The following is a 26,560-nucleotide window of genomic DNA, read 5'->3' as shown; positions in this document are numbered from 1 at the left end:
ACCAGGACGACTCATACCCCACTCACGACACACCTCAGACCCAGGTCACTAGTGCAGGGCAGGCAGCGACGCTGCCGGTGTGCCGGCAGCTGCCGCTTCGCTGCCGGATGTGGTGGCCGAGCTGACAGTGGCGCGAGGCGTTACAAGACGTTAAAGGGGAACGCCACCGACCGGTGCTTGCCGCTCAGCCGACTCGTGCAACCCTGCCGTTGTACGCTGCCGGGCTGCCGACACCAGAGCTTGTATCACTGCTTGGTCGGCACTCATCTCGGGGTGCCACTGCACGCCCAGGGCGAAGTGGTGCCGGGTGCTTTCGATGGCCTCGACTGTGCTGTCTTCGGCGTAGGCCGCGACCGCCAGGCCTGCGCCGAGGAGGTCGGCTGCCTGGTGGTGGTGCGTGGCCACCTGTCTGGTCCCGGGCAGGAGCGAGGCCAGACGGGTGCCCGGCACGGTGGTGATGGCATGTGGCGTGAAGAGTCCGAGATACCCGTTGTGGCCGTCGTGACCCACCTTCTCGGGCAGGTGCTGGATCAACGTGCCGCCCGCGTGAACGTTCATCAGCTGCATGCCCCTGCAGATTCCGAGGACGGGAATGTCACGGTCCAGACTGTTCTTGAGGACAGCGCGCTCCCACCGGTCGCGGGCGGGGACCGGAGTCCCCGCACACGGGTGGGGCTCGGCCCCGTACAGGGCGGGATCCAGGTCCTCACCTCCGGCGAGGATGACGCCGTCCAATCGCGCGATGACGTCCGCCGCCGCGCCCGGCGCATCGGGCGGCAGAAGGACGGCCCGGCCTCCGGCGGCCTGAACGCATGTGGCGTACGCCGCGGGCAGCAGTGCGGCGGGCAGCTCCCACTCTCCCCACCGCGCGTCGGTGAGGTAAGTGGTGATTCCGATAAGTGGCTTGCGCACGCAGCGCCCCTTTCCCATGCAGCAGTCAAATCCAGTCAGATGACTGACCACCCCCTGAAACCCCGGCCCGGCGATGGTTGCGGGCAACGCATCACGGTGGGGCGGCAGGGCTCCGTTGCACGGACGGCGGTGCACGGGTGCACCTCGTGGCATGGGTAAGGGGACGGCCACGGCACTGAGCGAGACGGGTCACGCCCCTTGCCTGGTGGCAGAATCCTGCTGGCGTTCCTCCTTAAGCACAAGAAATGACATCTTTGTGTGAGGTAAGTCAGGCTTAACCCATGCAGATGCCAGATCCCCGCTTGCTCGCCACCTTGGAGGCCGTGGTGCGCCACGGCTCGTTCGCTGCCGCCGCCGGCGAACTCGGTTACAGCGCCCCCGCCGTCTCTCAGCAGATCGCCGAACTCGAACGCCGCGCAGGCCTTCGAGTCTTGGAGCGCCGTCCCGTGCGTCCCACGCCCGCCGGCCAGGTCCTCCTCGATGCCGAACAAGGGGTACGCTCCGCGCTGGCCGCAGCTGCACTGGAACTCGACGCCCTGCGTGCCGGCACGTCCGGGCGGATCCGGCTCGGCGCTTTCACCTCGGCCGCCACGAGCATCGTCCCGAAGGCTCTCGCGCAGTTGCAAACGTCGTACCCCGACGTCCGGGTCAGCCTCTCGCAGCTGGAGCCCGAGGCCGGCTACGGTCGGATCAAACGGGGAGACGCCGACCTTGCCCTGACTTATGACTACGACTTCATTCCCCAGCCGCCGCCGCGCACACTGCGCCGGACCCTGGTTGCACGGGACCCCGTCGTGGCGGTGCTTCCCGCGGGCCACGAGCTGGCCAGCCGGGAGGTCATCGACCTGGCGAGCCTGGCCGGCGAGACGTGGGTCGCCGCGCCCGAGGCCGCGCTGCGGCTGGAGCTGCTTGCCCAGATGGCCAAGACATCAGGCTTCGAGGCCCGACTGAAGTACGAGGGAGACGACTTCAACACCATCCTGGGCTTCGTTGCCGCAGGCCTGTGTGTCGCGGTACTGCCCCGCTTGGCCCTGCCCCGCGGTGTGGCCAATGTTGTCGCGAGACCGCTGGCCAACCCGGAGCTGACACGGTTCATCTACACCGTACGCCTCGACACCCGCCACGCCCCCGAAGCGCTGCTGGCGCTCGAGCGAATGCTGACAACACAGGTCCGGGCAGTCATTGCATGAGCCCCCGACCAGCCGTTCGGCGGTGCACTGACACATTCGATCATTTGTGAATACATGCATCGTGGCGCCCGCCCCAGGTCGGGTGCTGCCAAACAATCGTCCTTGGGAGGCTCCTGGGGTGCTGACCGCTGTCGTGTAGTGACGTGATGCGGAAACCTCTTTCCGTATGAGCGCTGCCGTGATTCGACGTTGCGACATCGTGGCGCTGACTGATCACCGGTCTCGTGGCCGCGAACATGGCAGCCCGGCGTGGGCATGAGCGTCGCCCCCCGACATGGACGCCTCGGCGGTGGAGGAACACCGCCGACAGCCGATCACGCCGGTGGGCGGTCGACCTGGACTGGTCGACGTGACCGATCAGGACTGGCCATGGGCATGAAGACCCGATCTCCGCCGGCCACGACCGAGTCGAGCCATGCGCCCGCCACGATGAGTACTCCCGCCGTGCCCGGCCGTCCCTGCCGGCTCGCAACCCGAGGCCCAAGCACGCGCAGGAAACGGGTGGCGGCTGTGAGCGGGCGCATCATGAGGGTGAGGCGTCGGATACGGCCCTCATCGTCGAGATCGAGATACTGGGTCTCCTCCAACCGCAGGCGACCGACATGACCCGCGGCGCGCAGGACCGCGTGCTGTCCTTCCTGGAACTGTGCCTCGTAGTGGATGCCGGTGAACACTTCGAACACGCTCGTCAGGAGTTCCTCGAGTTCACGGTGCCCCCGAAACGTGAACCGGTCCGTCAGTGGCGAAACGAGCTCAACGTCCTCGGACATAGCGGCTACTGCCGCTCTCGCATCCCCCGCCTCGCCGGCCATTCGCCAAGCTGCGACGTGATCAGTCATGCCATCCCCGCAAGGCGCTCGGCAATGACGAGAGTGCCGGGCGCTGCGCGCCCGCCCGGGCCCGGCTGGACCGAGACGCCCTCCGGATGAACCGCTCCACTGCAGGTACGACAGGTGACGGACACCTCTAGGACCTCTCCGCAGTGGTGCCGAAACACGATCGGCGGACCATCCGGCGCGTGCCAGCGGTCGCCCCACTGGGTGAGTGCCAAAAGCACCGTCACGAGCTCCCGTCCTGATGTGGTGAGCACGTAACGGAACCGCTGGGGACGCGTGGAGTACTCGACCCGTTCCAGCACATCGCCGTCCACGAGTCTGTCGAGCCGATTCTTCAGCAGTGCGCGGGACACGCCAAGGTCGCGGGCCAGCTCCTCAAAAGTGTCAATGCCGAGAGAGATGTCGCGCAAGACCAGCGGTGACCAGCAGTCACCCATCACATCCAGGGAGCGCGACAGCGAACAGTGGAACGCTGCGACTGAGGCACGAGGCATGGCCACAACCTAGTGCATTCATATTCTGAATGCACTCACGAATCGGTTCGGCGGCTGCTGCGCTGGGGCAGCTCCTGGAATTGCCATCATCCAAGGGCGCGAGATCCCGCACTTCGCGTGCCACCGATGGTTTGCCCTGAGCTGCATCGGGCGGCAGCCTCGTGGCGTGATAGTCCTTTCGGCGAGGGCGATGCCGGTACCCCATGGCGGGGATGTCAATCGTCCTGCCGGCGCCCACGACCAGTCCGCGAATACTGTGCCGCCCAACTCGTGTGGTGATCAAGTGGGAGTTTCCGAGTGGTACCGTTGGAAAAAAATGACTGTTTATGACCGTGTTATGTTTGCCGGGCTTAGCGGCTGTGGGCCGCGGGTCGGCGCCAAGGGATCGCCCTTGACGGAGCTGCAGCGGGTGGGTGAGAACCGTGCGCGCCTCACTCCACCGCACTGCTGTGGACCGGGACGAAGCAGGCTCCGCGGGGCTTTATTCGTCACGGAAACCAGCAAGCGGCACGACCGCCGACCATGCCCGAGTAGACCGCTGAGGCAATGCCCGTCGCCCTGCCCCGATTCCGGGCGGGTGATAATGACGAAATGAAATGAGTGGAATGACTCGCCATCAATACCGCTGCTCAGTCCGTTGGTCGGACATGGACGTCTACGGGCACGTCAACAACGCCGTCTTCCTCACCTATCTGGAGGAAGCGCGCAGCGACATACTCGGTGGCCATGCCGCAAGAGCCGGTGTGGCCACCTTCACAGCGGGCTGCGTGAGCGCGAAGCACGAGATCGAGTACAAGGCGCCCTTGGAGTGGCGCGAGACGCCAGTCACCGTCGAGGTCTGGGTTACCGGCCTCAGGGCGGTGTCATTCAGCCTCGCCTACGAGGTGAAGGACGAAGGGACTCTGTACGCGAGGGCAGCCTCCACGATGGTTCCCTACGACCTGGAGGGCAAGCGCCCGCGGCGCCTCACCGAGGCTGAACGCGCTTACCTCACGGGATTTCTGACGCAGCAGTGACCGCTTGACCGGGCCGGCCCGGTTCACCCCCGCAGGGGCGACGACCGCTGACATGGGCGACGACCGCCTGCCACGCCCGAGTGGACCCGCTGAACAAGTGCCATCGCCATACCGTGATGCGGGCAGGAAACAACGAAGAAATGAAATGACTCGAATGACATCCCTGCTGCTCGTCCTGGGGGGGCCTCGCCGTCTCAATCCGTCCCCGCCCGCGGCTCATCCGTCGTGTTGCGGGATGAGTAGGTCACAACCTCCTATGAGGCAGGAAGTCTGACCCGCCTCACTCGCATAGGAAAGAAACAAGTGAAGAATCGCTTTGTCCCCTTCTGTGTTGTGTGTCTGTTGAGTCTGAGTGCATGTTCCGCAAATGGTCAGGGAATGCAACCCACCGAGACGTCGGCGAGCACAACTCAGGCGACACTGTACCCGAACACGGATGCAGGTTTCCGGAAGCTGATCATGGCTGTACGTTTTGACGAGGATGTGGTGGCTTCACTGAAGCCGAACTCCGCTGACTACGCAGCGGTCTTCGAGCCGGAGTTCGCGGCCAAAGCCGAGAAGATGTACGAAGAGTGGATCTGGTCCAAGCCCCCCGCCGCGCTTGACGTCGCCCCTGAAAAGACCGAAATCGAGATGGCGAAGGCTACCACGGACGACCTCAGGAATTGGGCGAATCAGCCTAGTGAAGAATTCCCCCTTGGGTATGAGAAGGTGGCCCCTTACTTCAAACCGGGAACGACGATCTACCGGTGGAAGTATCTGGAGCCAGGCGAAGTTCTCGGTAAGGCCTACGACGGAATGGCCTACGTTAATGGGCGCTGGGTGTGGTTCCCGAAGCTGTGGCGCGTCCTCGACTAAGGGCTTGCAGAAAAATAAGGTGCGTGGCCGCGCTCTTGACACCGCAGCTCAGGCGATGTGTTCGAAAGCAAGTTAATTCTCTGCAAGCTCTTTAGCGCTGACCCAAGACCGTGTTCCCGTGGTGAGGCGTCATTGGCCGCCTCGGGCCTGGGGCGGGGACGCACTGCGCGCTGGTTGAGCTTGTTTTCTCAGGCCGGCTCCGCTCTGGTCGTCGACTGCAGCGCGGTTCCGGGGCCCGTTGAAGAGGCGGGAGACGGGGGGCTACCGCCGCGCGCAGTAAGCAGGGCTTATCCAACACAAAGGTGTCTTTACTTGCGCTTACTTCTGTGCGATTGCAGGATTCTGCCGCGAGCAGGAGCGGAGTCGTCTGTGTCACCTGCCGCAAACCTCTTCGTCGAGCAGCGCACGTGGTTCCCGTGTGTGATGTCTGCTCCCGAGTCCGGATATGTCACCTCCTCGCAGGCCGAGGTGCGACCGACAACCCGGGCGGGGGCGGAGCAGACAGAGAGCACCGGCGGGCGCCCTGCGTGCAAGAAGGGACAACGAGTGCACCCACCGCTACGGTCGGCCGTTCCCGTACGGTCGGCCGTCAGCCCGCGAGGGAGTCGCGGCCAGCGGCAACTACCTCGGGGAGTGCCGACTTGGGCTTGGTCCTCTTCATCGGAGCGGACCGGTGCAGGCACCTCGTGAGTGCGTGGGGACCAGGTCTCACGGTCAGTGTCGGCGGCGGGCGTCGGGCGTCGGGGCCAGCGAGTCCTGCCTGTAGCCGAGAGTAGTCATCGACGCCTGGTGAGCTGCGCTCCGTCCGTCTCGTGACGAGGGGCCGAACCAGCAGGCGAGGAGACGGCTTGCCGTGCCAGCTGCCGGATGGATGCGATCTGTCGCCGAATTCTCCAAACAGTTGAGCGTTTGACCTCTGATGTTCACGCTTTACCTGTCAAGTGCCCTGAGGCACGGCCTCGGGCCCCACCGATTCAGAAGCGAGTCGAGCATGGTGCGTGTCCGTTCATCCTTGGCACAGTTGCCCGCCTACGTCCCGGGCCGCAAAGTGCCCGGTGCGGTGGTGCTGGCCAGCAACGAATCCCCCTACGGACTGTTGCCCGGTGTAGCCGCAACGCTTACGGAGCTGGCCGGCGGCATGTCGCGCTACCCCGACCTGAGCGCCACCGCACTCGTGCAGGCGATAGCCGGGCACCACGAGGTCGAGCCGGAGCGGATCGCGGTGGGCGCCGGATCCTCGGAGGTCTGCGGACAGCTGCTGCACTCGGTCGTCGGCTTCGGCGACGAGGTCGTCTTCGGATGGCGGTCCTTCGAGGCGTATCCGATTCTCACGGCGGTGGCAGGCGGTGTGGCGGTACGGGTCCCGCTGCGCGACCATGCGCTGGACCTCGACGCCATGGCCGCGGCGATCACCGATCGGACCCGGCTGGTCTTCGTCTGCAATCCGAACAACCCCACCTCCACCGCGGTCGGTGAGCGGGCGCTCCTCGACTTCGCGGACCGTGTCCCGGAAGACGTGCTGATCGTCGTCGACGAGGCCTATCGTGAGTACGCGGATCCGGCGCTGGTCCCCGATGCCCTGGCCCTGCTCGGCGACCGCCCCAACGTGGTGGTTCTGCGGACGTTCTCCAAGGCCTACGGACTGGCGGGACTGCGCGTCGGCTACTGCGTGGCGCCGCCGTGGATCGCCGCTCATGTGCGCAAGGCGCAGGTACCGTTCAGCGTCAGCGCCCTCGCCCAGGAGGCCGCCGTCGTCGCCCTCGGCGAGCGCGCGGAAGTCGCCCGGCGGGCCGCCCTCACGGTCGTCGAACGGGAGCGCGTGACTCTGATGTTGCACGCGCTGGGCTTCGAAGTCCCCGACTCCCAGGCCAACTTCGTGTGGCTACCGCTTGCGGACGAGAGCGCTGACTTCGCCGTCCACTGTCTTGGCGGGCACGTCGTGGTACGCCCGTTCCTCGGGGAGGGCGTCCGGGTGACGATCGGACTGCCGCAGGAGAACGAGGCTTTCCTCGATCTCGCCGCGACCTGGAGAGGCTGAAGGCCGTGCGCCCTGGTCCTTATGAGCGGCATCGCGAACTGCTTCAGCAAGCCGTGCGGGCCCTCGCCGCCGGTGAATGCCGGCGGCCCTTCACGGAGGCGACCGGACAGGATGCTGCCGACGCGGGGATGAGATCGGTCCGAACAGCTGGGAAGGTCTTCGGCTCCCTGCTGGGACGGCCCTTCGATCTCGACCAGCCCGGCGAGCTGGGCCGGGTGTGCACCGAGTCCTCGCCATACGGGATCGGCATGGGCATCAGTTACCCGCGATGCGACCCCGCAGCTCTGGTGGCGGCTGCCGCTCAGGCGACGGCCGGGTGGCGCGCAGCCGGGCTCCGCCGACGAGCCGGGTTGGCCGTGGAGATACTGCGCCGGCTGAACACTCGCAGCCATGAGCTGGCCCTTGCGGCGCAGCACACCACGGGGCAGCCGCCGCAGGCGGCGTTCCGGTCCGCGGGGCCGCGCGCCCAGGACCGTGCGCTGGAGGCCGTGGCCCTTGCCTTCGCGGAGTCGGAGCGCGTTCCGGCGGACCTGAGCTGGGAGAGCGGCCAAGGGACCCAAGGGAGCGGGCAACCGTCGCCGATGCGGGGCACCAGCACCCTGGTGCCCCGCGGAGTGTCGCTGCTCATCGGTTGCCCCGACTATCCGCTCTGGAACGGCTACCCGGGTCTGTTCGCCAGCCTGGTGACCGGCAACCCGGTGATCGTCGCCCCGCATCCGCGTTCCGTGCTGCCGCTGGCCATCACCGTGCGCGTCGCCCGGCAGGTGCTGGCGGAGGCCGGCCACCCACCGGACATCGTGACCCTCGCGGTGGCGGAACCAGCGGAACGGCTGCACGAGAGGCTGGCCACGGACCCGGGGGTGCGCATCGTCGACTTCACCGGATCGGCGCAGTTCGCCGGCTGGCTGAAGGAACACGCCCGCCAAGCCGCCACGTTCGTCGACCGGACCGGCCTGAACACGGTGATCGTCGACTCCACCGGTGACTACCGGGATCTCGTGCGCGGTCTGGCCCACTCCCTGTGCCGGTGCAGCGGCACGGTCCGCACCACGCCGCAGAACATCCTGGTGCCGACGACGGGCATCGCGACCGATGAGGGGCACAAGAGTCTGGGGGACTTCGGCGCCGACCTGGGCGAGGCCGTGGATCGCCTGCTCGGGCATCCCGCACGTGTGGCCAGGCTGCTGGGCGCGATCGCCAGCGATACGGTGCGGGCGGGGCTGGCGGAGGCCACGCGGTACGGCACCGTGCTCCATGCCTCCGGAGCGCTGCGCCATCCGACTCATCCGGCCGCCGATGTGCGCAGCCCCCTGCTCGTCCGGCTGGCGGCGCAGGACGAACGGATCTACGCCAGGGAGTGGCCGGGGCCCGTCTCATTCCTTGTCGGTACCGACTCGACGTCGCACAGTCTGGCGCTCTTCCGCCGCACGGTGGGCCGCCACGGGGCGTCGTACGCCACCGTGCACTCGACCGACCCGCTGGTGCTGGCGGTCGCCGAGACGGCAGCACTGGACGCCGGGGTGCACCTGGTGCAGAACCTCGCAGACGACTTCCCCGCGGACCCCTCCTCAGCGGGCGCGGATTTGCCCCCCGAGGGCGCCCACTTCGTCACCGGGCGGTTCCGGGTGGTGCGGTCTCGGCAGCATGCGGCCGGGACCGCCCCGGCTCCTGTCGTGGAGGCGGCCCCGAGACCGACCCCCATCGGGGCTGCGGAGTCGCCTCGGGCTCCGGCGCCGGCCGCGGGTTCCGCTGCCGCGCTGGTCGACGTCTGAGTGACCGAGCGGTCAGGCAGTCCAGTGCGTCCCGCGTCCCCGCACCTCGTCGAAGACCAGCCAGGTACGGGTCGAGCGCACTCCCGGTACCGCCTGGATGCGCTCCAGCACGACCCGGCGCAGCACCGAGTTGTCCGGAGTGCGGACCAGCACCAAGACGTCGAAGTCGCCCGCAACGAGGGTGACATGCTCGACGTAGGGGATCTCGCGCAGTTCCCGGGAGGTGTCCCGCCACGCATTCTGATCGATCGTCAACGTCACGTACGCGCTCGTGCCGAGGCCGGCACGCTGCGGATTCAGCTGCGTGCTGAAGCCCGTGATGACCTCCTCGGCCATCAGCCTGTTGATACGCGTGTACGCGTTGGCGCGCGAGATGTGCAGCTTGTCTGCGAGCGCCTTGATCGACACCCGGCCGTCGTCGAGGAGCCCGGCCAGGATGTGCCGGTCGGTGTCGTCGAGCCGGACGGCAGTTCGTCCGGTCATGGACTCCGCAGGTGTGTTTTGCTCGGACACTTTGCCCTCCTAGAGCGCGTCGTTCGGCAGTCCGTCGCTGGTTCGCCTGAAACCTTGAACAGATATTCCGCAATGGCGACGATACTCGCGTCAAGTGTCCAGAGAAAGTGAGTGGCCTCCATGCCCGTGAAGAACCTTCGCCAGACGGTCCAGGGCCTCCTGCCGTCCCTCACGCCGGTGCGGTTCGTGGCCGAGGACGGCACGCCGGTGGCCAAGCCCGCGCCCGGCTACACAGAGCCTGCGCCGGAGGCGCTGCGCGAGGCCTATCGGCGGATGGTCGTGGGACGCCGGTTCGACACCCAGGCCACCGCGCTGACCAAGCAGGGGAGGCTCGCGGTCTACCCGTCCAGCCGCGGCCAGGAGGCCTGCCAGATCGGCGCCGTGCTCGCGCTGCGCCCGGACGACTGGCTGTTTCCGACCTACCGCGACTCCGTGGCCCTGGTCGCCCGGGGCATCGACCCCCTTGAGGTGCTGACGCTGCTGCGCGGCGACTGGCACTGCGGATACGACCCGGCCGCCACCCGCGTCGCCCCCCAGTGCACCCCGCTGGCCACTCAGGTGCTGCACGCGACCGGCATGGCGGAGTCGTTGCGGCGCACAGGCGGAGACGGTGTGGCGATGGCCCTCGTCGGGGACGGGGCGACCAGTGAGGGGGACTTCCACGAGGCGCTGAACTTCGCTGCCGTCTTCCGCGCGCCGGTCGTCTTCTTTGTGCAGAACAACAAGTACGCGATCTCCGTGCCGCTGGCCCGGCAGTCCGCGGCCCCCGCCCTCGCGTACAAGGGCATCGGACACGGGATGCGTTCCGAACAGGTCGACGGCAATGATCTGGTCGCCGTGCTGGCGGTGCTGACCGCGGCGGTCGAGCACGCCCGTGCCGGGCACGGACCGGTCCTGGTCGAGGCGCACACCTACCGCATGGACGCGCACACCAACGCCGACGACGCGACCCGTTACCGGGACGCGGCGGAGGTCGAACGGTGGAGTGCCGCCGATCCGGTCAGCCGTCTTGAAACGTACCTGCGGGCCCGCGGCGCCCTCACCGACGAGGATGTCGCGGCGGTGCGGGAGGAGGCCGAGACCCTGGCGACAGAGCTGCGCGGGGGCATGAACGAGGAGTCCGTGCCCGACCTGCTGGAGCTCTTCGACCACGTCTACGCCGAGCCGACTCCGCAGCTGCGCGAACAGCGCGCCCTGCTGGCGGCCGAGCTGGCCGAAGACGCCGCTTCCCCCGCACTCGACACTCAGGAGAACTGACGGCCATGGCCAAGATCACGATGGCGCAGGCGCTGAACGCCGCCCTGCGCGACGCACTGCGCGAGGATGAGCGCGTGCTCGTTTTCGGTGAAGACGTCGGTCCGCTCGGCGGCGTCTTCCGGATCACCGACGGGCTGACCCGCGACTTCGGCGAGCAGCGCTGCTTCGACACCCCGCTGGCCGAGGCCGGCATCGTTGGACTGGCCGTCGGCATGGCGATGGGCGGCTTCCGGCCCGTGGTGGAGATGCAGTTCGACGCCTTCGCCTATCCGGCCTTCGAACAGATCGCCTCACACGTGGCCAAGCTCCGCAACCGGACCCGGGGGCGGCTCGCGCTGCCGATGGTGATCCGTATCCCCTACGCGGGCGGCATCGGGGGAGTCGAGCACCACTGCGACTCCAGCGAGGCGTACTACGCGCACACCCCGGGCCTGAAAGTCGTCACCCCGGCGACGGCCGAGGACGCGTACTGGCTGCTGCGCGACGCCATAGCCGACCCCGACCCGGTGGTCTTCCTGGAGCCGAAGAAGCTGTACTGGTCGAAGGAGGACGTCAACCTCGAGCGGCGCGGAGCGCTGCCGTTCGGGCAGGCGGCGATCCGGCGGAAGGGCCGCGACGCCACGGTCGTCGCGTACGGGCCGTCGGTGCCGGTGGCGCTGGCCGCGGCCGAAGCGGCGGCGGCCGATGGCATCGAGCTGGAGGTCGTGGACCTGCGCACGCTGGTGCCCTTCGACGACGAGACGGTCACGGCATCGGTACACCGGACCGGGCGCTGCCTGGTCGTCCAGGAGGCCCAGGGATTCGCCGGCGTGGGGGCGGAGATCGCCGCACGGGTGCAGGAGCGCTGTTTCCACTCGCTGGCCGCGCCGGTCCTGAGGGTGGCCGGCTTCGACATCCCGTATCCGCCGCCGAAGCTGGAGCACGCGCATCTGCCCAGCGTCGACCGGATCCTCGACGCCGTCGACCGTCTCCAGTTCAGCGACGCGCCTGACACCCGGCACCTGCTGAAGGGAACGGCCGCATGAGCACCGCAGCGCTTCAGGAGCAGCTGTTCCGGCTGCCCGATCTCGGCGAAGGGCTGACCGAGGCCGAGATCATCGAGTGGAAGGTCGCGGTCGGTGACACGGTGACGATCGACCAGATCGTCATCGAGGTCGAGACCGCCAAGGCCGCAGTCGAGGTGCCGGTCCCCTACGCGGGCACCGTGCTGCAACTGCACGCGGAGGCGGGTACGGCGCTGGAGGTGGGGAAGCCGCTGATCACGGTGGGTACGCCGACTTCCGGCCGGCCCGACGGCGCGGGGGAGGGCCCGGGCGCCCAGCCTCCCGTCGATTCGACGTCGGCCGACCCTGCCGCTGAGCGATACCGGGAGGAGGAGCAGGCCGGGTCCGGCAACGTCCTGATCGGCTACGGCACCGGCCACGGCCCGGCACCGCGTCGCCGACGCCGACGCGGGGGCGCCGCGACGGGAGGCGGCACTGGTGCCGAGGCGGCGCCGTCCGGAGAGCTGCACGCTCCCCGGGTCATATCTCCCCTCGTACGCAGGATGGCGCGGGAACACGGGATCGACCTCGCCGCGTTGGCGCCATCGGGTCCCGCAGGGGTCGTGCTCAGACGAGATGTCGAGCAGGCCGTTGGGCGGGCCGGCCAGCTGGCGACGGACCCCGATACCGCACCGGTCACCCCGGACCGGCAGCAGTCGGCGGATCGCGCACCGCACGCTCGGCCGGCGCCGGCCGGCCCTGAGCGCATCCCGCTGCGCGGAGTCCGCCGCGCGGTCGCGGACAAGCTCTCCCGCAGCCGCACCGAGATCCCCGACGCCACCACCTGGGTCGACGTGGACGCGACGAGCCTGCTCCAAGCCCGGAAGGCCATGCAGGCCGCAGACCCCGGCCGCCCCATCGGGCTGCTGGCCCTGCTCGCCCGATTCTGCATCGCCGGACTGCACCGCTTCCCGGAGCTGAACTCCACCGTCGACACCGAGCGGCGGGAGATCGTCCGCTTCAGCGAGGTGCACCTGGGCTTCGCAGCCCAGACCGAACGCGGCCTGGTGGTCCCCGTCGTCCGCGACGCACAGCGCATGACGACCGCACAACTGGCTGCCGAGCTCGCCCGGTTGACCGGGCTGGCCCGCGACGGGGCCCTGCCGCCCGACCGTCTGACCGGCGGGACCTTCACCCTCAACAACTACGGCGTGTTCGGTGTCGATGGATCCACGCCCATCATCAACCACCCTGAGGCCGCTCTGCTCGGCGCGGGCCGCATCGTGGACAAACCCTGGGTGGTGGACGGCGAGCTGGCCGTCCGCAAGGTCATGCAGCTCTCCCTCAGCTTCGACCACCGGGTCTGCGACGGCGGTGTGGCCGGCGGGTTCCTGCGCTTCGTGGCCGACTGCGTGGAACGCCCGGCGATCCTGCTCGCCGACGTCTGATCCACGCCCGCTTCCCCCGCGTCTGCCCAGGCGCCTTGCACCCATAAACCTACCGAACGTTCGGCCAGGAGCTCTCAGTGACCACCGACCAGCATCCCGACTTCTTCGTCCGCCATGCGGCGCTGCTCGACCAGGCGGTGGAGTGTGCCGCCGACCGCACCTACTGGACGCCGTACCCGGAAACCCCCAGTACCTCTGCGTACGGGGCCGAGGCATCCCGGCTGGGCGAGGCCGCCTTCCACGGCCTCCTCGGCCAGCCCTTCCGCATCGAAGGGCATCCGGCCACCGGCACCGTGCCCGCCACCGAGGTTTCGCCCTACGGCTTCCCGCTCGGCGTCAGTTACCCGTACCTGGCGCCCGATGTGGCCGTCGCGACGGCCAAGTCAGCCGCAGTGGCATGGCGCGCCGCGAGCCCGGACACCCGGGCCGGCGTCGCCGCCGAGATCCTCGCCCGGCTGAACGAGGCGACCTTCGAGATCGCGTACGCCGTCCAGCACACCACCGGCCAGCCCTTCATGATGGCGTTCCAGGCCGGCGGTCCACACGCCCAGGACCGGGGTCTCGAAGCGGTCGCCCACGCATGGAACGAGCAAACGCGCCATCCGGTCGCGGCCCGCTGGAGGAAGCCCCAGCGCAAGGGCGGCCCGCTCGTCATGGACAAGACCTTCACCACCGTGGGACGCGGTGTGGCAGTGCTGATCGCCTGCAACACCTTCCCCACCTGGAACGGCTATCCGGGATTGTTCGCGAGTCTGGTCACCGGCAACCCGGTGGTCGTCAAGCCTCATCGACGTGCCGTGCTGCCACTGGCGATCACCGTGCGGATAGCCCGTGAGGTGCTGGCGGAGGCCGGCTTCGATCCGGACGTGGTACTGCTCGCCGCCGCGAAGCCCGACGAGCGCACCGCCCCTGCCCTGGCCACCCACCCCGATGTGCGCATCGTGGACTACACCGGCTCCAGCGAGTTCGGCGACTGGCTGGAGACCAACGCCCGCCAGGCCGCGGTCCACACCGAGAAGTCCGGGCTCAACACCGTCGTCGTGGACTCCACGGACGATTACGCTGGTCTGCTGCGCAACCTCGCCTTCTCCCTGTCGCTCTACAGCGGCCAGATGTGCACCACCCCGCAGAACATCCTCGTTCCCCGCAACGGCTTCCCCACCGACCAGGGGCGCCGTACGGCCGACGAGTTCGCCGCCGACCTCGGCGCCGCCCTGGACAGGCTGCTCGGCGACCCGGCCCGTGCGGCCGCCACCCTCGGCGCGATCGTGAACGACGGTGTCCTGAAGCGCGTGGCGGAGGCGGCGGAACTCGACCGTGTCGCCCATCCATCGAGGCAAATCACCCACCCGGACTTCCCGGACGCGGCCGTCCGTTCCCCGCTGTTGGTCCGGCTCGAGGCCGAGACCGACGAAGAGACATACACGAGCGAGTGGTTCGGGCCGGTCTCCTTCGTCATCGGTACCGACTCCACCGCGCACGGCCTGCGTCTCCTGCACGACACCGTACGGCGCCACGGCGCGCTGACCGCCTCCGTGTACGCCACCGCCGAGGGTGTGCTGGAGGCGGCACGGGCAACCGCGCTGGAGGCGGGCGTGCACCTGTCGGAGAACCTGACCGGCGCGGTCTTCGTCAACCAGTCCGCCGCCTTCAGCGACTTCCACGGCACCGCGGCCAACCCCGCGGCCAATGCCGCCCTCACCGACCCGGCGTTCGTCACCGGACGCTTCTCGGTCGTCCAGTCCCGGCGCCACGCACCCGCAGAGGAGCACGTCGATGCGTGATGATGAGGTCTACCTGATCGACGGGGCCCGCACTCCGCTCGGCCGCCACCGAGGCGCCCTGGCCTCCGTACGCCCCGACGATCTGGCCGCCCTCGTGGTCGGCGAGGCGGTACGTCGCTCTGGCATCCCGGCCGACACCGTGGACGAGGTGATCCTCGGCGCCGCAAACCAGGCGGGCGAGGACAACCGGGACGTGGCCCGGATGGCCGTCCTGCTGGCCGGACTGCCGGACACCGTGCCCGGATACACCGTCAACCGGCTGTGCGCGTCCGGACTGACGGCCGTCGCCTCGGCCGCCCAGGCGATTCGTGCGGGGGAGGCAGACCTGGTCGTCGCGGGCGGAGTGGAGTCGATGACCCGTGCCCCCTGGGTGATGGCCAAGCCCGGCACGCCCTGGGCCCGGCCCGGCGAGGTCCACGACACCTCCCTCGGCTGGCGCTTCACCAACCCGCGCTTCCCGGCCGCGACCAGCCTGTCCATGGGCGAGACCGCCGAGGAGGTCGCCGCCCTGGACGGCATCACCCGCCTCGACGCGGACACCTTCGCGCTGCGCAGCCACCGCAGGGCGGAGGCCGCCCAGAGGGCGGGCCGCTTCAAGGAAGAGATCGTGCCGGTGCGGGTGGCGGACGGCGAGGTGACCCAGGACGAGGGGCCTCGGCCGTCCACCTCGCTGGAGAAGCTCGGCGGACTGCGCACGTCCTTCCGCAGCGACGGGATCATCACCGCGGGCAACTCCTCGCCGCTGTCCGACGGGGCCGCTGCCATCGTGGTGGCGAGTTTGGCGGCGGTCGAACGATACCGGCTCACCCCCCGGGCCCGCGTCGTCACCGCCGCATCGGCCGGGGTCGAGCCCCGCTTGATGGGGCTCGGGCCTGTGCCGGCCACCTTGAAGGCACTCGCCCGCGCGGGCTGGCGGTCCGACGACCTGGACGCCGTCGAGGTGAACGAGGCCTTCGCCGCCCAAGCGCTGGCAGTCGTCCGACGCCTGCGGCTCGACGAGGACCGCGTCAATGCCGACGGCGGCGCCATCGCCCTCGGACACCCGCTCGGCTGCTCCGGCGCCCGCATCCTGCTCACCCTGCTCGGACGCATGGAACGCGAGGACGCCCGACGGGGACTGGCGACCATGTGTGTGGGGGTCGGCCAGGGCGTGGCGATGCTGGTGGAGCGCGTATGAGCACGCGGGACGACACGGCGTACGAGACCCTGCGGGTCGAGGCCGGCGCGGACCGGGTTGTCGTGACCCTGCACCGGCCGGAGGCTCGCAACGCCATCAGCAGCGGCATGATCGCCGAACTGCATCGCGTGTGCGAGGACCTGGAGCGCGCGCCGAGGCTGCTTCTGCTCACCGGGCACGGCGGGGTCTTCGCCGGCGGCGCCGACATAGCCGAACTGCGTTGGCGTGGCCGGGAGGAGGCGCTGCAGGGAATCAACAGCCGTCTGTTCGAGCGGGTACGCAGGCTGCCCCTGCCCACCGTGGCCGCGGTGGACGGCTGGGCGCTGGGCGGCGGCGCCGAGCTTGCGTACGCCTGCGACATTCGGATCGCCGGGCCAAACGCCGTCTTCGGCAACCCCGAACCTGGCCTGGGCATCCTCGCCGCCGCCGGGGCCTGTTGGCGGCTGCGGGAGCTGCTCGGCGAGTCGGTGGCCAAACAGGTCCTGCTCGCCGGGCGGAACCTCGACGCACCTGCCGCGCTCGCCTGTGGGCTGGTCACGGACGTCGTACCGGCCGAGCGGCTGAACGCCGAGGCACACGCCCTGCTGGACCGCATGGCTCGTTCCTCGGCGCTTGCCCTGCGGCTGACCAAGCTCGTCACCGACGCCCCGGGTGCCCATCCGGTGGCTGACGACCTCGCCCAGGCCGTGCTGTTCGAGGGCCGCGACAAGGAGGAGCGCATGACGCGATTCCTGGAGAAGAACGAGAAGAACGGAGGCCGGGCATGACCTTGGCATCAGTACCGCCCGCCGTCGTGGGGGTGATCGGCGGCGGCCGGATGGGGACCGGTATCGCCCAGTCCTTCGCGGCCGCAGGGTCGTCCGTGGTCGTCGTGGAACACGACGAAGCGGCCGCGACCGTCGCGCTGAACCGCATCGCCGACGGGCTGCGGCGGGCCGCCGAGCGCGGGGGGCCCGGCGGATCCGCCACCGATCACGTACCGGACCGGGTCACCGCCGTCACCTCGATCGCCGAACTACCGGCCGACGCCGATCTCGTCGTAGAGGCGGTACCGGAGGACGCCGCGCTCAAGGCCCGGCTGCTCGCCGCCGCCGAGCGGGCCGTGGGGGAGCGGTGCGTGCTCGCCACCAACACCAGTTCCCTGCCGGTCACCGAACTCGCGGCGGCCCTGAAGCGGCCGGGACGCTTCCTGGGCATGCACTTCTTCAACCCGGTGCCCGTCTCCGCGCTCGTCGAACTGGTCCTCACTCCCGACACCACCGGGGAGACTCTGACGGCGGCGGTCGGCTGGACGCACGCCCTGGGCAAGCAGAAGGTCGTCGTCCAGGACTCGCCGGGATTCGCCAGCAGCCGTCTCGGCCTGGCCCTCGGTCTGGAGGCCGTCCGCATGGTCGAGGAGGGGGTCGCCGAGCCGGAGGCCATCGACACGGCCATGCGCCTGGGATACCGGCACCCGATGGGGCCGCTGCGCCTCACCGACGTAGTAGGTCTCGACGTACGGCTGGCCATTGCCGACCACCTGCACAGGACGCTCGGGGAGCGGTTCGCCCCGCCGGCATTGCTGCGGGAGAAGGTCGCCCGCGGCGAGCTGGGCCGCAAGACGGGGAAGGGGTTCTACTCATGGCCGTGACCGATGGTGCGCCCACCGAGGGTCAGGAGCCGGGCCGTCCCGCCCGTCACGGGGTCGCCTACGACGTCACCGACGCCGTGGCCGTCATCGAGCTGCGCGGTCCCGGGAGCGGCAACGCGCTCGACACCCATATGCGCAGCGCCCTCCTCATGGCGGCACGCCGCCTGACCACGGACACCGCACGCGGTGTAAGGGCTGCCCTGATCACTGCCCGCGGAAGGCATTTCTGCGTCGGCCAGGACCTCAGGGAGCACGCCCGGCAGCTGAACACCGCGCCCGAGGCGGCCTTCGCGAACCTTCCCAACGACTACAACCCGCTGCTGAAGGAGCTGCACGGGCTGCCGGTCCCGCTCGTCGTGGCCGTCGAGGGCGCATGTGTCGGGGCTGGGCTCGGCATCGCGCTCTGCGCGGATCTGCGCGTCGCCGCCGAAGGAGCCCACTTCGCGACTGCCTTCACCGGCATCGGCCTGGCCTCCGACTCGGGGGTCGCCCGCGGCCTCGCCCGCCAGCTCGGTCCTTCGCGGACCGCAGGACTCATGCTCCTCGGAGACCGCTTCTCCGCACAGGACGCCGAACGCTGGGGCCTGGTCCACCGCGTCGTGGCGGACGGCTCGGCCACGGCTGAGGGGCTGGCCGTCGCCCGCTCCCTCGCAGGCGGACCCACCGCCGCCCACCGAGAGATCAAGGCACTGCTGCGGTCCGCGGCCACCGCCACGCTGCCGGCCGCGCTGGAGCGCGAAGCCGTGATCCAGCGCCGGCTCGGCGCCACCGAGGACCACCGCGAAGCCGTCACGGCGTTCCTCGAACGCCGCAGCCCGGCCTTCCGCGGCCATTGACCCACTCATCGAGTACGACGGGACACGCATACCCCATGAACACCCCCACCGTCACACCATCCGGGCCCCAGGGCCCCGAGGCCACCTTCGAGGACACCATCGCCCGCGACCAGCGCATCGAGCCCCGGGACTGGATGCCCGACGGCTACCGCACCACGCTGATCAGGCAGATCGCCCAGCATGCCCACTCCGAGATCATCGGTATGCAGCCGGAGGGCGAGTGGATCACCCGGGCACCCTCGCTGCGCCGCAAGGCCATCCTCTTCGCCAAGGTGCAGGACGAGGCCGGGCACGGGCTGTACCTCTACTCCGCGGCTGAGACCCTCGGGGCGGACCGCACGGACATGACGGCGCGTCTGATCGACGGCCGCCAGAAGTACTCGTCCATCTTCAACTACCCGACCGAGACCTTCGCCGACGTCGGCGTGATCGGCTGGTTCGTGGACGGCGCGGCGATCTGCAACCAGGTGCCCCTGTGCCGGACGTCGTACGGCCCGTACGGGCGCGCCATGGTCCGTGTGTGCAAGGAGGAGTCCTTCCACCAGCGGCAGGGGTACGAACTCCTGCTGACGATGATGCGCGGCACCGACGAGCAGCGGGAGATGGTGCAGGACGCGGTGAACCGCTGGTGGTGGCCGTCGCTGATGATGTTCGGCCCGCCGGACGCCGACTCGCCCAACTCCGCGCGATCCATGGCCTGGAAGATCAAACGGCACTCCAACGACGAACTGCGACAGCGGTTCGTCGACATGACCGTGCCGCAGGCCCAGAAGCTCGGCGTCACCCTGCCCGACCCCGGCCTGCGGTGGAACGAGGAGCGCGGGCACCACGACTTCGGCGCCCCCGACTGGGACGAGCTGAAGCGCGTGGTCTCCGGCGACGGACCGTGCAACGCCGAACGGATTGCACGGCGCCGGGCCGCCCACGAGGAGGGCGCCTGGGTGCGGGAGGCGGCCTCGGCCCATGCCTCCAAGCGGGCGACCCGGGTGCGTGAAGGAGCGGCGGCATGAGCGGCACCGACCGGACTTCCGCCGGCGGACCCGTCCGCATACGGGACGAGTGGCCGCTGTACGAGGTGTTCGTCCGGGGCAAGCGTGGACTGAACCATGTCCACGTGGGCTCCCTGCGCGCGCCCGACGACACGATGGCCCTTGTCCACGCCCGCGACCTGTACACCCGGCGCAACGAGGGCGTGAGTGTCTGGGCCGTGCGATCCGACTCCATCGCCGCCTCCACCCTCGCCGAGAAGGATCCCTTCTTCGCGCCCAGCGGCGACAAGGTCTACCGGCACCCGACCTTCTACGACATCCCCGACGACGTACCCCACATCTAGGAGCGGCCGCCAATGAGTCACGAGGATCTGTACGTCGACCACGACAACGCGCAGTGGGCGTTCGGCACCGGATTCACCGACCCCCTGCACGGCATCGACCAGAGGGTGCCGGACGGCATCGACGCCGGAGACCTTGCCGCCTGCTGTCTGGCCCTGGGCGACGACGCCCTGGTGTCCGCCCAGCGGCTCGCCGAGTGGTGCACACGCGCCCCGGAACTGGAGGAGGAACTCGCCCTGGCCAACATCGGCCTCGACCTGCTCGGCCAGGCCCGGCTGCTGTATGCCAGGACGGGACGGGCCGACGGTACGGGCCGCGGCGAGGACGCGTACGCCTACTTCCGTGATCCAGACGGCTTCCGCAACCTACGGCTGGCCGAACTGCCCGGCGGCGACTTCGCCTTCACGATCACACGGCTGCTCGTCATGTCGGTCTGGCGGCTGGCCGTCTTCGAGGAGCTCACCAGCGCTCCTGATCCGGTGCTCGCCGCCATCGCCGCCAAGAGCGTGAAGGAGCTCTCCTACCATTGCCACTACGCCGCGGTGTGGACCGTGCGCTTGGGCGACGGGACTCCCGAGTCCCGTGACCGTCTCAGAACGGCGCTGTTCGACGTCGCGCCCTGGCTGGGAGAACCACTGACCGACCGGACCGCAGCCGGTCTGGGCGCCGAGTCCGCAGTGGTCGCCGACCGGACGCTGCGGCATCTCGCCGACGTCCTGGTGCGAGCGGGATTCGACCCCTCCGAGGTCCTGCCTCTCGGCCCGGCGTCCGCCCCCGCCATACCCGGCTCCGGCCGCGACGGTGACCGTACCGAACACCTGGCGCCGCTCCTCACCGAACTCCAGAGCATCGCCCGCGCACACCCGCAGGCGCAATGGTGACGCTCGCGGATGCCGGCGAGCACCGCCGAGATGCGGCGCACCGCGCCTGGCGTACCGCCTGCGAGATCCCCGATCCTGAACTGCCCATGCTTACCCTCGCCGACCTCGGAGTGCTCCGCGGTGTCGAGGTGGAGCAGGACGGTACGGTCGTCGTGCGGCTCACCCCGACCTACTCAGGCTGTCCCGCCGTGGCCGAGATGCGGGCTGAAGCCGCCACCCGGCTGCAGGCGGACGGCTTTCCCGCCGTTCGGGTCGTCACCGTGCTCGACCCGCCCTGGACTACCGACTGGATCACATCCCAGGGCCGTCTCAAGCTCGCCGAACACGGCATCGCACCACCGGGGCCTCGGCGCCTCAGCGAATCCGGGCCGGTGTGGCTGTCCCTCGGGCCGGCCCCGGCGGATGTGCCCTGCCCGCGCTGCGCCTCGGTCGATACCGAGGAGATCTCACGGTTCGCCGCAACCGCCTGCTTGGCGCTCCGCCGCTGCGGCACCTGCCTGGAGCCCTTCGAGCACCTCAAGGACCTTTGATGACGACCCCCTCCCGTCCCCCCGTCACGGCGCGGACCCGTCTGCGTCCCACCTTCCACGCCCTGCGCGTCGCAGCGGTTGAGGGGCTGTGCTCCGACGCCACCGCGCTCACCCTCGCGATACCGGACCGTCTGGCCGAGGAATTCGCGTTTCTCCCCGGCCAGTGCCTCACCGTGCGCCGGGAGATCGACGGCCGCGACGAGCGCCGCTCCTACTCCATCTGCTCCCCCGTCGGGGAACCTCTGCGTATTGGCATCCGCGTCGTACCCGGCGGCCTGTTCTCTTCCTGGCTCGTCCACGGTGTGCGCCCAGGAGACACCCTTGAGGTGATGGGGCCGGCCGGTGCTTTCACCCCCGACCTCAGCGCAGCCGGTCAACCCGGTGATTCCGGTCAACCCGGTGGCCTCGGCCACTTCGTGCTGATCGCTGCCGGGTCCGGCATCACACCGATGCTGTCGATCGCCGCCTCCGTACTCGCCGCCGACGACTCGTCCCGCATCACCCTCCTCTACGGCAACCGGCGCACCGATTCGGTGATGTTCGCGGACGAACTGGCAGATCTGAAAGACCAGTACCCGGCCCGCTTCCAGCTTGTTCACGTGTTGTCCCGCGAGCCGCGCGGGGCCGAAATGCTCTACGGCCGCCTCGATGCGGCGCGGCTCACCGCCCTGCTCGATGCCCTGGTCGACACCGACGGCGTCGACCAATGGTGGCTGTGCGGTCCGCACGGCATGGTCCGTGACTCCAGCGCCATCCTGGCCGGGCTCGGCGTCCCGGCTGACCGAATCCACCAGGAACTGTTCCACGCCGATGAAGAGCCGCCCGCCGCCCGCCACGAGGTCTCGGCGATCGGTCTCGCCACGAGCGAAGTCACCGTCGTCCTGGATGGCAGGGTCACCACGTTCCCGGCCCCCCGGGACCGGACCGTCCTCGACGCTGCCCAACAGCTCCGCCCCGACCTGCCGTTCGCCTGCAGAGGCGGCGTCTGCGGGACGTGCCGCGCCCTGGTGACCCAGGGCCGGGGGGACATGCGCCGCAACTACGCCCTGGAGCCCGCGGAGGTGGCCGCGGGATACGTCTTGACCTGCCAGACCCGCCCCGCATCGGACGAGCTCACCGTGGACTTCGACATGTGAGCGCGAACATGTCGACAACGTTCGGTTTTCTCGACGATGAACGATCGGAAACCTGCGCTGGAAAAGGCGCATGCCGTTCGGCACAGTAAGCCCGGGTCAATCAATCGCTCTTTTCGAACAGATGTTCGGTATGACGGGTGAAAGCCTGCTTGCCGCCTTGGTCCCCGACGCGGGAGACCGCGCAAACTCGGGCCGCCCGCAACGTTCGTTGACCGACGGCGTGCGCCTATCGAGATCTTGAGCGGACCGGCAGTAACGGACCGCACTGCATCAACTTATGGAAAGTGAGAGCAAGGCGTGAGTGAGCAGCCGCTCGTAAAGCCCGGAGCGCCCTCCAGACCGGCCCGGCCCAATGTCGACGCTGGAGACGCCGGTTACAGCAAGTCGTTGAAGTCCCGGCACGTCAGCATGATCGCCATCGGCGGTGCCATCGGAACCGGCCTCTTCCTCGGTGCCGGCGGCCGCCTCGCCGAGGCCGGCCCGTCGTTGTTCGTCGCGTACGCGGTTTGCGGCGTCTTCGCCTTCCTCGTCGTCCGCGCGCTCGGCGAACTCGTCCTGTACCGGCCCTCGTCCGGCGCCTTCGTGTCGTACGCCCGGGAGTTCCTCGGCGAGAAGGGCGCCTACACCGCAGGCTGGATGTACTTCCTGAACTGGGCCACGACCGGTATCGCCGACATCACCGCGGTGGCCACCTACACCCACTACTGGGGCATGTTCTCCGACATACCCCAATGGGTGATCGCGCTGATCGCCCTGGCGGTCGTCCTCGCGGTCAACCTGATATCGGTGCGAATCTTCGGCGAGCTGGAGTTCTGGTTCGCAATCGTCAAGGTCGGCGCCCTCGTCCTCTTCATGTGTATCGGCATCTTCCTGCTGGTGACCCAACACTCCGTCGACGGTCACCACCCCGGTCTGTCCGTGATCAGCGACAACGGAGGCGTCTTCCCCAACGGTCTGCTGCCCATGCTCCTGATCACCCAAGGCGTCATCTTCGCCTACGCCGCAGTCGAGCTGGTCGGCGTTACCGCGGGTGAGACCGAGAACCCCGAGAAGATCATGCCCAAGGCGATCAACTCGATCATGTGGCGCGTGGCGCTGTTCTACGTCGGCTCGGTCATCCTGCTCTCCATGCTGCTTCCGTGGAACAAGTACGTCGCCGGCGAGAGCCCCTTTGTGACGGTGCTGTCCAACATCGGTGTCCCCGCCGCGGGCGGCGTGATGAACCTCGTCGTCCTCACCGCAGCCATGTCCTCGCTCAACTCCGGCCTCTACTCGACCGGCCGCATCCTGCGCTCCATGGCGATGTCCGGCTCGGCGCCGAGGTTCACGAGTGCGATGAGCCGCAGCCAGGTTCCCTACGGTGGCATCCTGCTCACGACCGGTATCTGCGTGCTCGGCGTCGGCCTCAACTTCGTCGTACCGGCGGAGGCGTTCGAGATCGTCCTGAACTTCGCGGCGATCGGCATCCTGGCCACGTGGGGCATGATCATGATCTGCCACCTGCTCTTCTGGCGGAAGACGCAGCAGGGCGAGCTGACGCGTCCTGGCTACCGGCTGCCCGGCTCGCCGTGGACCGAGATCGTGACCCTCGGCTTCCTGGCCTCCGTCCTGGTGCTGATGTATGCCGACGGCGGGGCCGCACGCACCACCGTGCTGTGTCTTCCGCTGATCGTCGGAGCCCTCGTCGCCGGGTGGTTCGGCGTGCGCGGCCGGGTGGCCGGCATGCGCAGGGCAGCCGAGGACGCCCAAGCCAGGCCATGACCTCGACGGCGACACATCGGGGCGGCTCGCCCACGCATCAGTGGCGTGACATCACCTGCCTGATACGGGCCGTGCCGCCAACCTGCCCAGGACGCATTCAACGTGCCCTCGTAACGCTCTTCAATGGCCCGGTGGTCGCCTTACGATCGACCGCGCCCCAGGGATTCCTGGCCACCGCACACCCCTCGATACGGCACCCAGCCCTAGAGCCGGAGGCGCTGATCCTTGTAATCCGCCGCCGTCAGCCCGAGTCAACCGCGAGGCGTAGCGTGACATCACACTCTGCGCGTCCGGCACAAGCTCTCCCACGAGAAAGCCAGCTGTTTCAGGCGCTGTCATGTTCGATCTTCACCGGCTCAGACTTCTCAGGGAGCTCAAGCACCGCGGCACGCTGGCCGCCGTTGCCGCTGCCTTGTCCTACAGTCCATCGACCATTTCTCAGCAGTTGTCGCTGCTGGAATCCGAGGTCGGCGTCCGGCTACTGGAACACGTCGGTCGGCGGGTACGCCTCACCCAACAGGCGGAGATTCTCGTCGCCCACACCGAGGCTGTCCTGGAGCGGCTGGAACGCGCAGAGACCGACATCGCGACATCCTTGACCGATTTGACCGGAACACTCCGCATCGCCTCCTTTCAGAGTGCGGCGCTGGCCCTGGTCCCCACCGCACTGAACTTGTTGCATGCCGCTCATCCGCTGCTGCGTGTCCATCTCACTCAGATGGAGCGGGAAAGTGCCATTTCTGCTCTGCTAGCGCGTGACTTCGATCTGATCATCGACGTGGAGTACCCCGGTATTCCCGGTCCCCGGCCCGCGGAGGTGGAGCAGGAGGAGTTGTGTGAGGACACCCTGCATCTGGCTCATCCGGCCATTGGGGGCATGGCCGACCCCATGGAGGCTCTCCTCAGCCTGGCAGGACAGCCGTGGATCATGGAGCCCGAAGGAACCATGGCTCGCCGCTGGTCGATGGCACTGTGCCGCGAAGCAGGCTTCGAACCCGACATCCGTTACGAGTCCACCGATCACTTCCTGCATCTGCGGCTAGCCGAACAGGGTCATGCGGCCGCGCTGCTTCCGGGTTTGGCATGGCACGGCCGTCCCCCGACCGTCCCCATACAGCCACTGCCACGGGCTCATCACAGACGCAGACTGCTCACTGCCGTGCGTCGCGGAGGCGGCCAGCACCCCACCATCAAAGCCGCCCGACAGGCACTGCTCCAGGCTGCTGAGCAGCTGGTGCTGTGACCGCATGAGCCGCGGGGGCCCTGCTCTTGTCAGGCCAGACGTCTGAGCACGTCTTCGACCGCGTCGATGAGCGGATCGCCTTCAGTGCCTGCCCGCCGTATGAGACCCAGTTCGACGTCAGGAAGTTCTGGCAGGCCGCCGTACGCGGCGGTGCCGGGTTCCACGCAGGCGGGCAGTAGAGCCGCAGCGCCGAGGCCGGCCCGGACGGCGGCTTGCACGGCGGCCAGGCTGGTGCTTTCGAAAACAACACGCCATGTACGTCCGTTGGCTTCCAGCGCGTCGAGCACCGGCGTGCGCCAGCGACACGGCAGGGAGAACAGCACGAGAGGGAGGGGGTCAGCGCCTGGATCCAGTCCGGGCCCGACGGCCCATCTCAGCGGCAACCGAATCGTCCAGCGCGGTAGGCCGGGCAGGTAGGACGGATCACACAGGGCGATGTGGATGCGTCCGGAGGAAAAGGCCTCCCTCATGTACGGCCCAGGAGCGCTGACCACTTCCAGCGTCGCTTCGGGGTTAAGGCGGGCAAAATCGGCAAGTGCCTGGGGAAACGGTGCAGCGGCGAGGTCCTCGATCAGTCCCACACCGCAATGACCCGTCACCGTTCGCCTTGTTGCGGTGAGCGCCTGGGCAGACAGGGCCAGGATCCGCTCGGCATAGGGCAGCAATGCCTCGCCAGCCTTGGTCGGGCTCACTCCGGTGGCCGTACGGTGCAGCAGTGGCTGTCCGACGGAGCGTTCGAGCTTCCGCAGCTGCTGGCTGAGGGCCGGCTGGCTGTACCCGAGCGCGGCTGCAGCGCGACTGATACTGCCGAGGCGGGCGCAGCTGACGAACATCCGCAGCAACGACGTCTCTAGATCGCGGTCGAAGGCCATAACCGCACGTTATACGGCCCCCTGTTCATTGGGTAGTTCCATCTGAAGGAGCGAATCATTAG

At 68.8% G+C, this 26,560-nt stretch carries 25 protein-coding genes; 20 read left to right on the top strand and 5 right to left on the bottom strand.

The features are described from left to right. Positions 1–150: 150 nt before the first annotated feature. Positions 151–912, bottom strand: a complete 762-nt coding sequence (locus ACFCZ1_RS15025; protein WP_252310514.1) for a gamma-glutamyl-gamma-aminobutyrate hydrolase family protein — start codon at positions 910–912, stop codon at positions 151–153. A 281-nt stretch (positions 913–1,193) separates the two neighbouring features. Here ACFCZ1_RS15025 and ACFCZ1_RS15020 point away from each other — a divergent pair, with 281 nt between their 5' ends. Next, the gene (locus tag ACFCZ1_RS15020; protein ID WP_266599534.1) at positions 1,194–2,102 is read left to right on the top strand and encodes a LysR family transcriptional regulator; all 909 of its coding nucleotides are present in this window, start codon (positions 1,194–1,196) and stop codon (positions 2,100–2,102) included. A 314-nt stretch (positions 2,103–2,416) separates the two neighbouring features. Here the strand turns inward: ACFCZ1_RS15020 and ACFCZ1_RS15015 are convergent, their stop codons facing one another. Beyond that, positions 2,417–2,872, bottom strand: coding sequence for a hypothetical protein (locus tag ACFCZ1_RS15015; RefSeq protein WP_252308844.1), 456 nt, complete (start codon positions 2,870–2,872; stop codon positions 2,417–2,419). 65 nt (positions 2,873–2,937) lie between these two features. Beyond that, the gene (locus ACFCZ1_RS15010) at positions 2,938–3,432 is read right to left on the bottom strand and encodes a helix-turn-helix domain-containing protein (protein ID WP_252308843.1); all 495 of its coding nucleotides are present in this window, start codon (positions 3,430–3,432) and stop codon (positions 2,938–2,940) included. A 605-nt stretch (positions 3,433–4,037) separates the two neighbouring features. Between ACFCZ1_RS15010 and ACFCZ1_RS15005 the strand changes: the two genes are divergently transcribed. The 4 genes from ACFCZ1_RS15005 (at position 4,038) to ACFCZ1_RS14990 (ending at position 9,116) form a co-directional block, all read left to right on the top strand. Further along, a complete protein-coding gene (locus tag ACFCZ1_RS15005) occupies positions 4,038–4,448 on the top strand; it encodes a thioesterase family protein (RefSeq protein WP_252308842.1) in 411 nt (136 codons plus the stop codon). 378 nt (positions 4,449–4,826) lie between these two features. Continuing rightward, positions 4,827–5,306, top strand: a complete 480-nt coding sequence (locus ACFCZ1_RS15000) for a hypothetical protein (protein WP_252308841.1) — start codon at positions 4,827–4,829, stop codon at positions 5,304–5,306. Between the two features lie 991 nt (positions 5,307–6,297). Next, entirely contained in the window at positions 6,298–7,344 is a 1,047-nt protein-coding gene (locus ACFCZ1_RS14995) for a histidinol-phosphate transaminase (RefSeq protein WP_252308840.1), read from the top strand. Further along, positions 7,332–9,116, top strand: coding sequence for an aldehyde dehydrogenase family protein (locus tag ACFCZ1_RS14990; protein WP_372499805.1), 1,785 nt, complete (start codon positions 7,332–7,334; stop codon positions 9,114–9,116). The genes ACFCZ1_RS14995 and ACFCZ1_RS14990 overlap by 13 nt, the downstream gene beginning before the upstream one ends. A gap of 12 nt (positions 9,117–9,128) precedes the next feature. Here the strand turns inward: ACFCZ1_RS14990 and ACFCZ1_RS14985 are convergent, their stop codons facing one another. After that, on the bottom strand, positions 9,129–9,599 hold the full coding sequence (locus ACFCZ1_RS14985) for an Lrp/AsnC family transcriptional regulator (RefSeq protein WP_030302939.1): 471 nt from the start codon (positions 9,597–9,599) through the stop codon (positions 9,129–9,131). 150 nt (positions 9,600–9,749) lie between these two features. Here ACFCZ1_RS14985 and pdhA point away from each other — a divergent pair, with 150 nt between their 5' ends. The 15 genes from pdhA to ACFCZ1_RS14910 all read left to right on the top strand — a co-directional run bounded on the left by pdhA (position 9,750) and on the right by ACFCZ1_RS14910 (position 25,626). Further along, positions 9,750–10,886 (top strand): pyruvate dehydrogenase (acetyl-transferring) E1 component subunit alpha, encoded by a 1,137-nt coding sequence (pdhA, locus tag ACFCZ1_RS14980; RefSeq protein WP_252308838.1) that lies wholly within the window; start codon positions 9,750–9,752, stop codon positions 10,884–10,886. A 5-nt stretch (positions 10,887–10,891) separates the two neighbouring features. Beyond that, the gene (locus ACFCZ1_RS14975) at positions 10,892–11,911 is read left to right on the top strand and encodes an alpha-ketoacid dehydrogenase subunit beta (protein ID WP_252308837.1); all 1,020 of its coding nucleotides are present in this window, start codon (positions 10,892–10,894) and stop codon (positions 11,909–11,911) included. Continuing rightward, a complete protein-coding gene (locus ACFCZ1_RS14970) occupies positions 11,908–13,317 on the top strand; it encodes a dihydrolipoamide acetyltransferase family protein (RefSeq protein WP_252308836.1) in 1,410 nt (469 codons plus the stop codon). Before ACFCZ1_RS14975 ends, ACFCZ1_RS14970 begins: the two co-directional genes overlap by 4 nt. Positions 13,318–13,394: 77 nt before the next feature. Continuing rightward, on the top strand, positions 13,395–15,101 hold the full coding sequence (paaN, locus tag ACFCZ1_RS14965) for a phenylacetic acid degradation protein PaaN (protein ID WP_266599554.1): 1,707 nt from the start codon (positions 13,395–13,397) through the stop codon (positions 15,099–15,101). Beyond that, positions 15,094–16,278, top strand: coding sequence for a thiolase family protein (locus ACFCZ1_RS14960; protein ID WP_030830751.1), 1,185 nt, complete (start codon positions 15,094–15,096; stop codon positions 16,276–16,278). The genes paaN and ACFCZ1_RS14960 overlap by 8 nt, the downstream gene beginning before the upstream one ends. After that, a complete protein-coding gene (locus tag ACFCZ1_RS14955; RefSeq protein ID WP_030830748.1) occupies positions 16,275–17,045 on the top strand; it encodes an enoyl-CoA hydratase/isomerase family protein in 771 nt (256 codons plus the stop codon). The genes ACFCZ1_RS14960 and ACFCZ1_RS14955 overlap by 4 nt, the downstream gene beginning before the upstream one ends. After that, entirely contained in the window at positions 17,042–17,908 is an 867-nt protein-coding gene (locus ACFCZ1_RS14950; protein WP_314245584.1) for a 3-hydroxyacyl-CoA dehydrogenase family protein, read from the top strand. The genes ACFCZ1_RS14955 and ACFCZ1_RS14950 overlap by 4 nt, the downstream gene beginning before the upstream one ends. Continuing rightward, a complete protein-coding gene (locus ACFCZ1_RS14945; protein WP_314245586.1) occupies positions 17,899–18,744 on the top strand; it encodes an enoyl-CoA hydratase-related protein in 846 nt (281 codons plus the stop codon). Before ACFCZ1_RS14950 ends, ACFCZ1_RS14945 begins: the two co-directional genes overlap by 10 nt. A 35-nt stretch (positions 18,745–18,779) precedes the next feature. Further along, the gene (gene paaA, locus ACFCZ1_RS14940; protein WP_030830738.1) at positions 18,780–19,754 is read left to right on the top strand and encodes a 1,2-phenylacetyl-CoA epoxidase subunit PaaA; all 975 of its coding nucleotides are present in this window, start codon (positions 18,780–18,782) and stop codon (positions 19,752–19,754) included. Then, positions 19,751–20,077, top strand: coding sequence for a 1,2-phenylacetyl-CoA epoxidase subunit PaaB (paaB, locus tag ACFCZ1_RS14935; RefSeq protein WP_252308831.1), 327 nt, complete (start codon positions 19,751–19,753; stop codon positions 20,075–20,077). Before paaA ends, paaB begins: the two co-directional genes overlap by 4 nt. Before the next feature lie 12 nt (positions 20,078–20,089). Then, positions 20,090–20,956, top strand: a complete 867-nt coding sequence (gene paaC / locus ACFCZ1_RS14930; RefSeq protein ID WP_252308830.1) for a 1,2-phenylacetyl-CoA epoxidase subunit PaaC — start codon at positions 20,090–20,092, stop codon at positions 20,954–20,956. Continuing rightward, positions 20,950–21,486 carry a 1,2-phenylacetyl-CoA epoxidase subunit PaaD gene (paaD, locus tag ACFCZ1_RS14925; protein ID WP_314245591.1) on the top strand — a complete coding sequence of 179 codons (537 nt, stop codon included), beginning with the start codon at positions 20,950–20,952 and terminating at the stop codon, positions 21,484–21,486. Before paaC ends, paaD begins: the two co-directional genes overlap by 7 nt. Beyond that, on the top strand, positions 21,486–22,622 hold the full coding sequence (gene paaE, locus ACFCZ1_RS14920) for a 1,2-phenylacetyl-CoA epoxidase subunit PaaE (protein ID WP_376678717.1): 1,137 nt from the start codon (positions 21,486–21,488) through the stop codon (positions 22,620–22,622). Before paaD ends, paaE begins: the two co-directional genes overlap by 1 nt. 297 nt (positions 22,623–22,919) lie before the next feature. Continuing rightward, the gene (locus tag ACFCZ1_RS14915; protein WP_252308827.1) at positions 22,920–24,383 is read left to right on the top strand and encodes an amino acid permease; all 1,464 of its coding nucleotides are present in this window, start codon (positions 22,920–22,922) and stop codon (positions 24,381–24,383) included. 337 nt (positions 24,384–24,720) lie between these two features. Beyond that, positions 24,721–25,626 carry a LysR substrate-binding domain-containing protein gene (locus tag ACFCZ1_RS14910; RefSeq protein WP_030830728.1) on the top strand — a complete coding sequence of 302 codons (906 nt, stop codon included), beginning with the start codon at positions 24,721–24,723 and terminating at the stop codon, positions 25,624–25,626. A gap of 29 nt (positions 25,627–25,655) precedes the next feature. On the opposite strand, the gene ACFCZ1_RS14905 is transcribed toward ACFCZ1_RS14910, so the two are convergent. Continuing rightward, positions 25,656–26,498, bottom strand: coding sequence for a LysR family transcriptional regulator (locus ACFCZ1_RS14905; protein WP_252308826.1), 843 nt, complete (start codon positions 26,496–26,498; stop codon positions 25,656–25,658). Between the last annotated feature and the right edge of the window lie 62 nt (positions 26,499–26,560).

It is taken from the genome of Streptomyces sp. NPDC056224 (assembly GCF_042267665.1).
GTDB lineage: Bacteria > Actinomycetota > Actinomycetes > Streptomycetales > Streptomycetaceae > Streptomyces.
This window is presented reverse-complemented; position numbering and strand designations above follow the sequence as displayed.